The 13,930-nt window shown below is 42.2% G+C and carries 11 protein-coding genes; all 11 read right to left on the bottom strand.

The window, feature by feature from the left end; translation table 11 throughout:
- Positions 1-181: 181 nt before the first annotated feature.
- The 11 genes from QQL66_RS11850 to tssC all read right to left on the bottom strand — a co-directional run bounded on the left by QQL66_RS11850 (position 182) and on the right by tssC (position 13,742).
- Positions 182-1,147 carry a hypothetical protein gene (locus QQL66_RS11850; RefSeq protein ID WP_284381624.1) on the bottom strand — a complete coding sequence of 322 codons (966 nt, stop codon included), beginning with the start codon at positions 1,145-1,147 and terminating at the stop codon, positions 182-184.
- Positions 1,144-2,274 carry a hypothetical protein gene (locus QQL66_RS11845; protein ID WP_284381622.1) on the bottom strand — a complete coding sequence of 377 codons (1,131 nt, stop codon included), beginning with the start codon at positions 2,272-2,274 and terminating at the stop codon, positions 1,144-1,146. The genes QQL66_RS11850 and QQL66_RS11845 overlap by 4 nt, the downstream gene beginning before the upstream one ends.
- 7 nt (positions 2,275-2,281) lie before the next feature.
- Positions 2,282-2,569 carry a PAAR domain-containing protein gene (locus QQL66_RS11840; RefSeq protein ID WP_284381621.1) on the bottom strand — a complete coding sequence of 96 codons (288 nt, stop codon included), beginning with the start codon at positions 2,567-2,569 and terminating at the stop codon, positions 2,282-2,284.
- 101 nt (positions 2,570-2,670) lie between these two features.
- Positions 2,671-4,530 (bottom strand): type VI secretion system Vgr family protein, encoded by a 1,860-nt coding sequence (locus tag QQL66_RS11835; protein WP_284381619.1) that lies wholly within the window; start codon positions 4,528-4,530, stop codon positions 2,671-2,673.
- Positions 4,531-4,648: 118 nt separating this feature from the next.
- Complete coding sequence (locus QQL66_RS11830; protein ID WP_284381617.1) at positions 4,649-5,128, bottom strand: Hcp family type VI secretion system effector; 480 nt, start codon at positions 5,126-5,128, stop codon at positions 4,649-4,651.
- 268 nt (positions 5,129-5,396) lie between these two features.
- Positions 5,397-7,997: a type VI secretion system ATPase TssH gene (gene tssH / locus QQL66_RS11825; RefSeq protein WP_284381616.1), complete on the bottom strand. Its 2,601-nt coding sequence runs from the start codon at positions 7,995-7,997 to the stop codon at positions 5,397-5,399.
- A gap of 54 nt (positions 7,998-8,051) precedes the next feature.
- Entirely contained in the window at positions 8,052-9,032 is a 981-nt protein-coding gene (gene tssG, locus QQL66_RS11820; RefSeq protein ID WP_284381615.1) for a type VI secretion system baseplate subunit TssG, read from the bottom strand.
- Positions 9,029-10,861 carry a type VI secretion system baseplate subunit TssF gene (gene tssF, locus QQL66_RS11815; protein ID WP_284381614.1) on the bottom strand — a complete coding sequence of 611 codons (1,833 nt, stop codon included), beginning with the start codon at positions 10,859-10,861 and terminating at the stop codon, positions 9,029-9,031. Before tssF ends, tssG begins: the two co-directional genes overlap by 4 nt.
- Positions 10,858-11,343 (bottom strand): type VI secretion system baseplate subunit TssE, encoded by a 486-nt coding sequence (gene tssE / locus QQL66_RS11810; protein ID WP_284381612.1) that lies wholly within the window; start codon positions 11,341-11,343, stop codon positions 10,858-10,860. Before tssE ends, tssF begins: the two co-directional genes overlap by 4 nt.
- A gap of 14 nt (positions 11,344-11,357) precedes the next feature.
- Positions 11,358-12,182, bottom strand: a complete 825-nt coding sequence (locus tag QQL66_RS11805; RefSeq protein WP_284381611.1) for a type VI secretion system accessory protein TagJ — start codon at positions 12,180-12,182, stop codon at positions 11,358-11,360.
- A 9-nt stretch (positions 12,183-12,191) separates the two neighbouring features.
- Positions 12,192-13,742, bottom strand: a complete 1,551-nt coding sequence (tssC, locus tag QQL66_RS11800; protein WP_284381609.1) for a type VI secretion system contractile sheath large subunit — start codon at positions 13,740-13,742, stop codon at positions 12,192-12,194.
- Positions 13,743-13,930: the final 188 nt, after the last annotated feature.

The following is a 13,930-nucleotide window of genomic DNA, read 5'->3' as shown; positions in this document are numbered from 1 at the left end:
GGGAACGGGATATGTCAGAAAAATAGGGCTTCGAGCCAAAGAGTCATGAAGATTGTTCATGATTATGTTTGATGATCAGGATCATCCGTCGATTTTTAATTGAGTTTGTTCTATTAGCTGAAAGATCTAACTACTTACTAAATCAGGGATGTTATAGACATGAAAACCAGAACCAATGACTTTATCGCCATTGGTATAGTGCAACTGCTCGGTATAGTTTGTCTGAGATTTCACATTGCATGGTTAGTCCATCAATGCGACCTTTTTTGTATGAACTATAGAGATGCAATAATCGGTAAAGTCCTCCAACAGAGCCCAGCTCACCGGTTACCGCCGTCGAAAAATACATCTGTGTATCTTTAGTTATAATCGGAGCTAAACACCTGTATTCATCCATCCATGCATTTGAAATCTGTTGATCTCCATTGTCAGGTAAATAGATAGTATTAAGTGGTTGTTGGGTTTGGTCTGTTAGTTTGTGAAATAACTGTTCAACAGCAAAGTCACCAGAACTGGAAAGTTTACCATGCGATACTGATGCATCGGAGCCGGACCAAGAAACCATCAATCCTTCTGTCGTCTGTTTAATACCAAGAATGATGGCGCCTTCCGATACAATCATTCCATCGCCGGTTTCTTCAGTGAGAAGCTTATTAGATTGATTAAGCTCATTCAGGCGTCTTAAATTCGCGTAACTGTCTACAGCTAAAACCCACACTGTTTGCCCCGGTTCTCTAGCTAATAGCTCTTTCAAATAGCCAAACAACATCAAAACTGAGGATCTGCCGTAGGGGTAAATTCTACTTGAAGCGTTCTGGAATAAGCTTGGAAAGGCTTCGGAAACTTTATGTGTAAAGGCGGTTAGTTGGCTTTCTTCTGATAGACCATAACCAGGGGGGATGAACAAAACAGGTGCCCCGGTTAAATCCAGATCCAACTGATCAAGTGCTTCTTTGATAAGAGCAATGTATCGACTTTCAACAGTTTCAAATTCATCAATTCCAAAGCAAAACGACGAGTGAGTTTTAAAATCTTTGGTTAAACAAAGTTCTTCAGGTGGCGGTGTCACCGAGTCTAAGCTCAATGCTAATTGTGCATCGTTTGCTTTCCCTAAGAATACGGATTGATGTTCAATGGATATTATCATTGCGTAAACCCGCCAAATAAAGAAATTGGACTTCTAAGAGGACTCCTTGGCTCTTTTAAAGCCATACACAAGCTGGCTTGCTGTCTTTGAAAGGTATTACCTGATCGCCAGATTTCTGTAAGGTTTTCCTTGGTTGGTAGTTGCCCCGCCACTATCTGATTTGGCCATTTAGAACTCATTTCATGGTGCCAATGAGTAATACTGCTTTCGAGTTCTTGAGGGCAGATTAAGCTCCAAGCGACATCACGAGTTGGATGATACGCTTCATAAGGGATGAGATCATAAATAGCATCATCAAAGAGAGTCGACAGTCCATTTAGAACGTAATCACGACTGTTTTTATCTGCAAGAAACTCCATCAGGAATGGAACATAATCAGGGTTGCAGGAAACTGACATCGCATAGATCGTAAGTTCAGGGGCAACATTTGGGCTATTTGCTAATAGGGATATTGCAGCCCTACTCTCATGCTCTTGCATATTTGCCAGTATGAAATGTAAATACTGCTTGGTTATTTGGTCACTCTCAATAAAGCTTTTTAATAGTGCGAGGCTGTCTTGTTCTTCACCAAGAAATAATCGACTGAGTCGGGCAACGTTCTTTAACGTTACATCATTTTGTAAACTAACAATGATGGTATTAAGTTCATCTACCTTATTAAGCTGCCCTGCTTGTCCAAGATGTAGTAGATAGTCATGATTTTCAAGACATTCGAATGCTCTGATCTCATGATCTGACAAGGTATAGAGGAAACGCGTAGCTAATTTAAAACCGAGTTTTTTGTCCTTATCGCCTGTTGAACTCAAAAAGTGAGTAACAAATTCAGAAGGTTGATTCACACCTAAATAGGCTGATATCTCTGCAAGATATAAAGTGAATTCATCATTGGGTTTCAGGTCTGATTCAGACAGATTCAGCGACCACTCATCCACACTTGAAAAAACCAGCGTAAGGTAGTGAGACGCTTGCTCAAGAGGAAGATAACGTTTTAACAAATTCAGGGAATCAACAACTCGATCATCATGCTGTCTGAGTTGTTGAAGTTTGGTGAGTTTCATCTGCTGTAAGAACAAACGCTGTTCAAGCAACGCTTCACAATGAGCTTGCAGACTTTCCTTGTCTAGCATCTAGAACTTATCCGATTAATACCGTGAAATTACCTAAAATAATCTTTCCGCCATGCTTGGTACTGTCTCCCATTCTGGCGGCTGGTTTGCCATTAATTGTCACAGTGGCTGACCCAGAAGAAATGGCATCCGGAGGCCCAACACAGATACATTTATCACCCTGGCGTGCTGCGGGTAGCCCACCGATCGTAACATTGCCAGAGCCTACAACAACCGGCCCTCCAACATGAGGTACTGGCCCGGTTGATCTTGGACAAACATGCATATGACTAAGCGTTGCTGCGGGTTTCCCCATAATTGGTTGCCTCTGGAAAAGTACAGTTAGAGAACATATTTACAAAAGGTTTAGGCTTGTGGTGCCTTGTCTGGCACCGAAGCAATCTACCTTCTTAAGTGTTAGTTGATTGCTACGGTTCCACCTTTGATTACGACCTGTGAGCCTTTGACGTTTGTGGTCGCACCTTCAACCGTAACCTTATTGCCCTTAATTGTGATAGTGCCGTCGCTTTTCATAGTAATAGATGCCCCACCGGTTTTGAGGCTTATTTCTTGTCCTGCCTCGATGGTGAGTTTTTTGGCAATTTTTAATGTGTCTCCGCCATCGATCTTTGTGTTTCTGTCTTTGGCGATCGTCACTGTTTCATTACTATCGATCGTTGTTTTACGATCGTTGCCAATCCAGTCCACCTGATCGTTCTTAACTTTAAGATGGTGGTCTTTTTCGGCATGCAGCATGATAAGTTCATTGCCCTTATCATCCTCAAAGCATAACTCATTAAAATTTGTATCTGAGCCTGTTTTGGTTGAGCGAGTCTTAATACCGCTTTGGGTTTTATTGGCCGGCAAGTCGTATGGAGGCATCAGATCGGCGTTATAAACTGCACCGATGATAATAGGCTGATCAGGGTCACCGTTTAGAAATTCAACCAGAACTTCTTGACCTACTCTCGGGAAGAAAAATGCACCCCAACGTTTCCCGGCCCAAGTTTGACTTACACGAATCCAGCAAGAGCTCTTACTGTCTTTTTTACCTTCTCTGTCCCAATGAAATTGAACTTTCACCCGACCATATTTATCGATATGAATCTCATCACCACTTTCCCCTGTTACAACAGCCGTTTGTACACCGTGAATAATCGGTTTAGGCGTCTTGATAGCGGGGCGATAAATAACGTTCTTAGGGACACAATTAAAGTGATTAATGATCGTTTGTTCAGAGCTTTGGCTTGATCCGGTTTGGCTTAAAACGGATGCAGACATGCTTAGCTTAGTAATCACATACCCTTGTCCGATTTCACCCTTATCCTCATGATCTGAGAATTCAAAGGTTTTGCCAGCGGTAAAAGAACGACAATTACTGGATGCAATTCTGGTATGAATGTCTTTTTGGAGACTCTCTAAACGAACATTCGCAATGTTCTGAGTTCGTTCGTTAAACTTACTCTCAGCTTCGTATTCAAAGACTTCATAATTAGCTTGATTTGGAATCAGAGAACCATCAGCCCTACTTCCTTGAGGCAGATTTTGCGGTTTTTCGTGGTCATAGCCTTTTTGACTATATTTCCCAGGGGTGATGTTTAGTCCGGAACTCCATTGATGAACATGAGATTCGGCCAGACTACCCGTAGCATGCTTTACTTTAGCTTCTTCACATGGCTCATAAACAGAAGCATCGTCAGCCATGACTAAAGTATGTTTGTTTTGTTCATGCTCGAAAAAGTAAAAAATACCTTCTTGTTCGAGTAACCGGGAAATAAATGCCCAGTCTGATTCTTGATATTGAACACAATACTCATACGTTGGATAAGTTTTCTTCAACTTACTTGAGAACTTAACACCGTGCTCATCAAATAACTTCTTAGCAATATCTTTGACTGACAGGTTCTGGAAAATTCGGCAGTTCACTCGATGATTCATCAACCAGGATGTTGGAACAATCGTAGCGGAATAATCTTTATAGAGCGCACCATCAGCTTCATTAGGTGCTCTTTGTCCCAGTGATTTAAGCTCACTCACAATGCCATTAAAGAAGCGGTCTACTACTTTACCGTCTTTATTCATCAGCAATGAGACGGTAACCGACTGACCAATCAAAGCTTTAGGGTCGATTTCTACGCCATTGGTATACATCAAGGCTTCAAATCGAAACGCTTGAGAAATGCCTTCGTTAGCATCAAATCGAGTTAGATGAAGGGTATCTTTACCCAACGGTGTGGCTATCTTGATTGAATTAGCATCTTGTGTGGCTTTTTGCATCCATTCGCCTCTACTACTGAGATGATGATCTAGCCTCACAACATCCTATTGTCTGGCTTACCGATCATGAATTTTCAGAAGCTGGCGCCAGAACGGCGCCAGACAAGTCAGCGTAAAATTACATTTGCTGACCTTTAACACCGCTGTAACCATATACCAACGGAGCAGAAACATTGTTTTTGTCGTCAGTAGGAGTAACAGTCATCATCAACTCTGTGTAGCTGATAGTGATGGTTTCTACAGGACGGTCACCCTGTACAGACATTTGGTAGCTGCTGATCATTGCGTCAGTCAATTCGATCTTCATGATCTCTTCGATTTTGTCACCTTGCTTAGTGATATGAAAAACAGCGCTTTTGCCCTTACCGATTGTTGCTTCTTTGAACAAGTCAGGAGAGGCTTTGTCTTGTAGTTTTGTAATAACGATATCGCTTAAACGAGTTGAACTTGCTTCACGATCCTGTGCAGTACCAGTGAAAGAAGAAAGTTCACGATTTGAGCCCCAATCCATGGAAAGAAGAGTAATCAAATCCTTAAACCCTTCAGCAGTCGTTTCACCTTTAATTCCTTCGTAGTTCAAGTACGTATTAGATTGCATGCTATGCTCCTTATGCATATATTTTTTTTGGTCTATTGGTGACCAAGGTTATTTGTCCGCCAAACAACAGCAGACGATAAAAATCCGTTTTTAGAAACCTTCTAGGTTATTAACAAATCGTAATAAGTTGTTAATATTTTTGAAGAAATTCCTTTTTCCAGTTGAACCGCATTCCTTGCAGTACGTATTAAAGACTGGCTTATCTTGATGTCACGGAGTATATAAACTCGAATACTCTCCGCAACATCTAAAAACCATTAAAACTGACTTATGTGAGGTCAAACACAAAATTATCATTTTCAATTGTGACCCGTACCTCATTTAATGGTTCTAGGTCAGCAATTCTTCCTAGCACCTTCACAGAGAGTTCAGGAAGCATTTGATTCTGTAGAATGTTGTGAATCACACGCGCTCCTGAATCAGCATCGCAACATTGTTCGACAATTGACGCTACGACTTCTTCTGAGTACGAGAAAGTTACACGATAACTTTTCGCCATTCTTTTCACGACGCGTTTCAGCTGCAAATTAGCAATAAGGCTTAACTTCTCATCATCCAGAGGCAAATACGGAATAACGTTCAAGCGCCCAAGGAACGCAGGCTTAAAGACTTCTAATAGGTCATTTTTCAAGGCTTTTGCTAGACCAGTAGGTGAAGGCGCTGTATCTGGATCTTCAAACAACCGCATGGTTGTGTCTGTACCTACATTCGACGTCATGATGATGATGGTATTTCTGAAGTCGATATCACGCCCTTCCCCGTCTTTGATGGTGCCTTTGTCAAAGACCTGATAGAAAATATCTTGAACACCGGGATGAGCTTTTTCCATCTCGTCCAGAAGTACAACACTGTAAGGTTTACGACGTACAGCTTCGGTTAAGACTCCGCCTTCACCGTAACCAACATAACCTGGAGGAGATCCTAATAGGAGAGAAACTTTATGCTCTTCTTTGAACTCAGACATGTTGATGACGGTAATGTTATCTTCACTACCGTAAACCTGTTCAGCAATTGCCAACGCAGTTTCGGTTTTACCGACACCGCTTGGACCAGTTAACAAGAAAACGCCATTTGGACGGTTCTCATCACCTAAATGAGCTCTCGATGTTTGTACTGTTTTGGTAATTAATTCCAATGCGTGTGACTGACCGATAACTCGCTCTTCCAGGTGTGACTGGAGCGTAAGAATTGTCTGAATTTCATCAGACTGCATACGACCAAGAGGAATACCTGTCCAATCAGAAACAACTTCAGCTACAAGGTTTTCAGTAACTTGCCAATGAACCATAGGTTCTGTTTGTGTAGACAAAGCCTGTCTTATTTCTGCCAATCGTGCTCGTAAGTCATCTTTAGGCTGCTCATCTTTTTTCTGAAGCTGAGATGCAATGTGTTGAGCTTCAGCAACCAACGCTTTCTCTTCATCCCACCGCGATTGCAATGCCTGAAGTTCTTGTGAAACGTTTTCAGACTGTTCAGCTAGCTCTGCTAATTTCTCACTATGATCTTCGCCGATTTGCTGCTCTCGATTTAGAACGTCTATTTCGGTAGAAATTTGATCTAACAGTCTTTGCTTATCTTCTACCAAACCTGGGGTTGCATCCTGGCTCATAGCAACACGAGCGCAAGCGGTGTCCAATAGGCCAACTGCTTTATCAGGTAATTGACGTCCATTAATGTAGCGGTCTGACAAACTGACCGCCGCTTGCAATGCTTGATCTGAAATTGAAACGTTATGGTGAGTTTCCATTACCGAAAGCAGCCCTCGCATCATAACAACGGCTTTTTCAGGTGACGGTTCTTCTACTTTTACAACCTGGAATCGGCGCGTTAACGCAGCGTCTTTTTCGAAGTATTTTTTGTATTCAGCCCAAGTGGTTGCAGCAATGGTTCTTAATTCGCCTCGTGCCAATGCTGGTTTCAAAAGGTTTGCGGCATCGTTTTGACCAGCCTGACCACCACTTCCAATCATTGTGTGCGCTTCATCAATGAATAAAATGATAGGAACGGCTGAACCGGAAACTTCTTTGATGACCTGCTTGAGTCTGTTTTCAAACTCTCCTTTCATGCCAGCCCCTGCTTGAAGCAGTGCTAAGTCCAATACTCGGATTGCGACATTCTTAAGTTTATCTGGTACATCACCCTCAGCAATTCTTAACGCAAGCCCTTCAACAACCGCTGTTTTACCAACACCTGCCTCACCAGTAAGAATTGGGTTATTTTGGCGTCTTCGAGTAAGAATATCCGCCATTTGACGAATTTCGTTGTCTCTCCCAAGAATTGGATCAATTTTTCCAGCTCTTGCCTGCTCCGTTAGATCAATGGTGAACTGGTCTAGTGCGTTAGTACTTGAAGGACCTGACGATACGGACGTTTGATTACCCACATGCCCCTGTTCGTCGGAGTCTTTTTGAAGGTTCGGCCAGGCTTGCAGTAACTGGTCAGGATCAATTTTTTGGAGTTGCTTTGATCTGCGGTTCACCCATACCGCCAAGGACTCATCTTTCAATAAGGTGTATAGCAAATGGGCTGAGCGAATTTGTTGATCACCAAATAAAATACTGGCGTCTAACCAAGCTTGCCTCAGCAAGTTCACCACTTGAAGTGAAATACTTGGCAGAGAGTTGTTTCCTGACTTTTGCTGTTCTAAAGCTGATTGTAGCTCTGCAATCAACTCGTCTCTATTCGCACCAAATGAACCACAAATGATTTTCAAATCACCAAGATCTTGTTCAAGCATGGCCGCCAGCCAATGGTCAATTTCAACGGTGAAATGGCTGCGTGATTGACATAAAGAGGTTGCCGCTTCTAGAGTATTTCTACATGGTGTATTGAGCCTGTTTACAAGGCTTTTTAACGTTGTCGTTGTCATTACTGCGTCCTTTCGCTAACTGCTTCCTTGGTTAGTAAATTAGAAATTAATGATTTAAATGGTTATGAATTGTTGATTCTGATCCGGCCTATGACTTAATCGTGCCGATTGACCTAAAGATACGTTGCCACAACCCAACTCAGATCTTGGAAGATCCTTCAATTTTGTCTGAAGTTTCAACTTAACCTGAATACCTGAATCGACATAGTTTGTTATCAAGTCTTTGATACCTTGATGAAGTTTCGTTCCAGGTCTCAAATTTTTTATTTGAGCAGACGTATGAGGTGTTATGACCACTTCAATCGCAGAGGAAATGTCCCACACTTTGCCACCTAAGGTTGCTTCACAACCTAACCGAGAAAATTGCCCTTCAGGGTTCTCGCAAGATGATAGTTTTGTTTGATCTTTTTCAGATAAGCTGATCCATTTACCTTGAAGCTCTTGTATTTCTACCGAACACCCCAGAAGATCTTTAAGCATGCAACGTAAGCCCTCTGCAGAGCGGTTCGATTTATTGAATAAGCCGCCATAATGAATATGCAGAGTATTTTCGCCACCCGTCAATGCAACAAGTACCTTGCTGTACGCATCTGAAAGGCTAGAACCACCTTGTTCATAGTGGGTCGCCATTCGGTATTTTTTCCAGGCACGATAATTCAGGGATATAAGACGATGATTAAAGAGATCAAAAAAATCCCGCATAGCCGTATCACGGTTCTTAATACACCTGAGCAATAACTCGCTATAGTGTCTGGGTAATATGCCACTCGGCCCGGTGAGTCCCATGAAACTGACATGCATATTTACCGAAGTTAGGTTTTCTTCTTGGCCAGAGATCTCTGCTTTGCTAATTGGCATTCCCGGAAACCCAAGATGTTGAGCGCTTTTAAAGCGCACTACCTCTTTGCTGGGGAAGCTGTCCATTCCAACACCGAGCCATTCTTTATCCTCAGGGGATAATTGTCTTTCAACTAAATACACTGCTTGATAGAAGTCAAAAAGCGCAGGTTCTTGTGTTAACTGCTCAATACTCACAGCAATGGTCTCCTGCCAATACGAGCGTCCCATTCATGATATAGGTTATCTTGCCCTCTGAATTTAACCGCCAACCGGGTAAAGCTGTTGATGGCCGCATACTGAGAAAAAAACGCATCTAAAATACATGAAAAGAAATAAATACCACTACCTGCGAAAGCTGACTCGGTAAACTCAACAAGAATGTTACTCCCCGAGCAAATAGCAACTCTGCCGTTTTGATTAACCCGCGCAGTTCCTGGAGTAATTTCCAATGCTGAGATGCCATCAATCAGGGCTTTATTTTCAGGGGCGCACTTAAAGTCATACAATCGTAAAGTCTCTTTAAGCCGGTCTAACGCGCCCTCTCCTGTGAAATGATTCAGACTAAGATGGTTAACCAACTGCCAGCGCGTATTTTCATGAAGCGCTGGCCGAACCGTTGCACTTGGGGCGCTTAGGCAGCGAACTTCCTTAATTAAATCTGCATGTTCTTTTACCGCCATTCTTGGTTCGCCACCACCGAATGGAAGATGAGAAGGCAGATTTCTGTTACTACATAGAGCAGTGGATTGAATAACCCATTTTTGATCCTGATCTTGAGCACTGGTACCTTTGAATTTCCGATCAACAATCGACAGAAAAACTTCAGTCCCTGATTCAGAATAGCCACCGGCCCAATCAGAAAACTCACGTCGTGTATGCCAAAACAGCTGGTCTTGTTCCAAATAGTTTGGATGACCTTGAGCATAAAACGGATTGAGCTTTACTTTATTTCCATAGGGATCAAAAGCGTCTACGTCTACCAAAGAAATCACTTCACATACATCAGCATCCTGATAATGCGGTACCAATCGATATTCGTACTGGGAGGGTTCCAAGCGAATAGGCTCAAGGTTTTGTTTAAATAAATTGATCACAGGCGTACAACCTAACAAAAGGTTATCCGCAGTAACATGGCGTTCCAGTTCTTCTGAGCCTTCAGCAAGATATAAATAAATTTCAAGCTGGTCTTTAATCCCTTGCCATCTAGGGTCTAGATCTTTTAATTCAAAAAACAGGAACTTCTCGGGAAATAAGAATTGTTCTGCAAGTAAACGATAGCCTGGAAGACTTCTGTTCGAGTACGGCAGCACCTGCTGATCGTCATCAAATCCAACAGGAGTCAAGTGACGAGGAAGCAAACGTCGCATTTTCTCAGGCTCACCCTTAGGCGCAATCCCAATCTCAAGTGTATGTCTACAAATTAGCTCGTACAGAGGATATACATGGTGTTTTTGCCCATTAAGGTAGAATCGTAGCGATTCCATCCCTAGCTCACCGAATTCAGTATTATCGAATTCACAGGCAAGATTGAGTTTTACAACAGCTTTTGCAGGCGTCTTAGAATTGGATTTTGGTGCATTAAAGGGAGCATTTTTAAACTCTGCCTCGGTCACATCAACAGGCCAAAGTTTCGTGTCATAACAGGTTTCGAAGGTACAGGATTTTAACCCATCAACAAGTGTTTCTATTTCGTTGCCTTTTTTTAAAAAATACCCGTCCGTAGATAAATTCTGTGTGGTCATTTTTACAATGGCCATTGACGGAATTGGGGCCTGATAATCTGGATACAGTTGTCCAAGTAATGCATCGGTAAGCTCAGGAAAGCTGTCATCCAGTTTTTGGCGGATTTGTGCCGTCAGAAAGGAGAACGACTCGACAAGGCGTGACACATGTGGATCTTCGATTGTTTCATCACTTATCTTCAAACGCCCTGCAATCTTAGGGTACTTTTCAGCGAAATCGGCCCCTAACCTTCTTATGTAGGTAAGCTCTCTGTTGTAATACTTCAAAAACTCATCATTCATATCAGAGAATCCGTCACTTTCAATCCTAAATGTACTGGCTCAATTTCAGAGTCGAATGTAATTGGCTCAGGTACTGGGTCCGCATAAAGTAATGCATCAATTCGTATTTTAAGAACTCGATCCAGAGGCTGTTCTTCATCTAATAGCGTTACTTCAACATCGATAAATCGAGGTTCAAAACGCCGTATGGTTTCTTCTATGCGTCGGCATAAGGCTTGTCTGCCATCTAATGAGTCCATTGCCATGCTTGAAAAGTCTGGGAGACCGTAACTCAATAAGCTTTTATCAAGTTCTTTGTAGGACTCGGGCCACACATGCCATTGGACTTTTGCGTTCAAAAGGTTTTCTAAATCTCTTCGAACACTTTGACGAATCATTTTGATGTCTCCGCCTCGACGCATTTTGGGAGAATCCCCAAGCTCAGGGGATTCGTCCATTAGACGATCAAGAATCGACAACTGAAGAGGTTGTTTACTATTCACAGTAAGAAACCCGGTTATGCTATTGCCTGTTGTTCATCCGTCTTTGTGTCAGCCTGCTCGAATGAACAGACACTTTGGATATCTGAAATAGCTAAAGCCTGATCGTCAGCTAACCACATTTTTTGCCCGAGCCCGGTAAATAATTGCGGTGCAAGCTCATTCCAATCGCTTTCTCGGCCAAGACGTTCAGCTTCAGTTGTACTATCTGCGTATACGATCGGTAAGAAAGCTTCACCACTTGGGCCATTCTTTATATTTACCTCAACTCGACGCAATGTCAGTTCAAGAAGCGATTCTGGTTGCTTAACATCAAGTAGCTCCAATTCTGAGAACTTAGCCAGGTAATACTTCCCATCCGTACCAAATAACTCAACATAGCCACACAGGGAGTCATCGATATCACGAATATCAGCAACGGTCTTGCCATTGATAACAATGGATGTAGGCTTCCTAGTCTTTTCTAGTTCAGCAGCCAAAGCTTCCGCTTCAGCAAACTGGTTATCCTTAATAGCTAAACGAAGCTTCAATAGTGTTTGAAGTTCTTCATCCGCTTCACAAAAGATTGAAGCTGTATCAGCACCATTATAAAAATCCAATCTTGATTGCATCGCTCGAATCAACTGACGAAGATTCACTGCTCCAACCAGGAAATCCGGATTCTGGCGAACCATCATGTCCAATTGTGAATCAGCTTTTTCGAGGTCGCCTTTGACACAAAGAAGCTCAACATACGATGCTCGCATATCAACATTCAACGGATCATCTTTCAGTTGCATCTCCAGTTGTTCACTCGCTTCGCTTAGAGCGCCGGCTTGAATCAATTCCTTAATCTTTTTCATCATATTTCCCTATATTGTTGACTGATACTTAGGTGATAACTCTGTCACCAACTTTATGCTTGAGACCATTTGATCCAGTTGAAAATGAGGTTGAAGCTTCATAATCGAAAAATACCGCCCTGGCTGGCCGCGAATTTCACGAACCTGAATCTGAGCCTCATGAAGCGGATAGCGCGCCCTTACCTCTTCAGAAGCACTATCGGATGCAGTTGTATAACCATGAAGCCAACGCTGTAATTCTCTTTCACATGACTGGGCTGATTGAAAACTGCCCACCTTCTCGCGGCCCATTACTTTGATGTAATGGGCAAAACGAGAGACACACATAATGTATTGAAGCATGGATGAAAGACGCGCATTTACATTTGCAACTGCTTTATCAAATGTCGGTGGAGACTGAACCGAAGCATTGCTGAAAAAGGCACAATGCTCTGAATAAGGGATGGCTGATAGTGGGATGAATCCATTATCAGAAAGCTCTGACTCTAATCTATCACCAACTAATACATTGACTGATGGCTTAAAGTACGGCTGATACTTGGTTGTTTCATACTGACTAACAGGCAAATCTGTCACGATTCCATGGTTATATTGACCCGCTTTTAACCCTCGTATTTGGCCAAACCAACCGGATTCACTGAAAGCACGTACAAGCACTGCGGCAAAGGCATATGCCGAATTACCCCAAAGGTAGTTTTGCTCAGAATGATCAAGATGTTCTTTGAATTTAAAATGCTCGTTTCTTGAGCCATCATCCAGGTAAGGCGCTCTCATTAATATTTGAGGCGCCGTAATTCCGAGGAATTTGGAGTCTTCCATACTCCTCAAAGATCGCCACTTAATATATTCAATTTGCTGGAAGTGGTTTGTAATATCCGTTACCAGACCTAATTCGGAGAAGTGATCGACACCAAATAGCGATGGATGTGCCGATGTAATAAATGGAGCAAATGCCGCTGCAGATGTTCTAGCAATATCTTTTAGGATATCAATGTCGTTAGAGGTGCTTCCCTGTTTTGGTCGGTGGCTTATTTGATAGTCACCGATAAGAACACCAAAAGGTTCACCACCCGCAATATCAAACTCACTTCCATAAATGAGCTTAAAAAATTCGCTTTGATCGAAATCGATGGCACGACTAATGTCTTTGCTCAACTCTCGCCAGGATAAAGAAAGCAATTTGAGCTTAACTTTTTGCTCTCTATCATGAACATCGGTCTGCTCAGCAAGATACAAGAGGCCTCGCCAACTTGCTTCTAATTGCTGAAATGAAGAATGGTGAATAATGTCATTCACTTGTTGATTGATGAGATTATCTATCTCAGCAATCGCACGAGATAATATTGGCAGAATCTTCTCTTTGGAGTTACCCGAACTCCCTTGTTCGATGTACTCCAACCAATATAGAAGAGCCTTAACTGGTTGCTTTTCACCTAAGAATCGCTCCAGCTTTTGGCTATTGGTGTATCGTGTTGAATCTTTACAATGGCTTTCATTAGTGAACTCATTAGGGTCACTATGAAAAACATCTGACTCAACAAAATTAAGTGCGCTTAACATTACTTCAGACTGATCCTTGTCTTTAGTCGTAGTTTAGGCTGAATAGCCAGCACTAGTACTAACACCAAATAGAAATAGATAACATTGATACAAGCTTATGAACATCCTGTTCAATTACTTGTATCAATGAAGGAAGTGAAGATGGTATCAGGTGTGTACGAACCTAAAGATTCGTAACACAAACCTAT

Source organism: Litoribrevibacter albus, from assembly GCF_030159995.1.
Lineage (GTDB): Bacteria > Pseudomonadota > Gammaproteobacteria > Pseudomonadales > Litoribrevibacteraceae > Litoribrevibacter > Litoribrevibacter albus.
The sequence above is the reverse complement of the archived record's forward strand: the minus strand, read 5'-3'. Positions and strand labels throughout refer to the sequence as shown.

Coding starts and splice junctions, on each gene's coding strand:
- QQL66_RS11850 (WP_284381624.1), bottom strand. CDS start 1,147: ATGATAATATCCATTGAACATCAATCCGTATTCTTAGGGAAAGCAAAC.
- QQL66_RS11845 (WP_284381622.1), bottom strand. CDS start 2,274: ATGCTAGACAAGGAAAGTCTGCAAGCTCATTGTGAAGCGTTGCTTGAA.
- QQL66_RS11840 (WP_284381621.1), bottom strand. CDS start 2,569: ATGGGGAAACCCGCAGCAACGCTTAGTCATATGCATGTTTGTCCAAGA.
- QQL66_RS11835 (WP_284381619.1), bottom strand. CDS start 4,530: ATGCAAAAAGCCACACAAGATGCTAATTCAATCAAGATAGCCACACCG.
- QQL66_RS11830 (WP_284381617.1), bottom strand. CDS start 5,128: ATGCAATCTAATACGTACTTGAACTACGAAGGAATTAAAGGTGAAACG.
- tssH (WP_284381616.1), bottom strand. CDS start 7,997: ATGACAACGACAACGTTAAAAAGCCTTGTAAACAGGCTCAATACACCA.
- tssF (WP_284381614.1), bottom strand. CDS start 10,861: ATGAATGATGAGTTTTTGAAGTATTACAACAGAGAGCTTACCTACATA.
- QQL66_RS11805 (WP_284381611.1), bottom strand. CDS start 12,182: ATGAAAAAGATTAAGGAATTGATTCAAGCCGGCGCTCTAAGCGAAGCG.
- tssC (WP_284381609.1), bottom strand. CDS start 13,742: ATGTTAAGCGCACTTAATTTTGTTGAGTCAGATGTTTTTCATAGTGAC.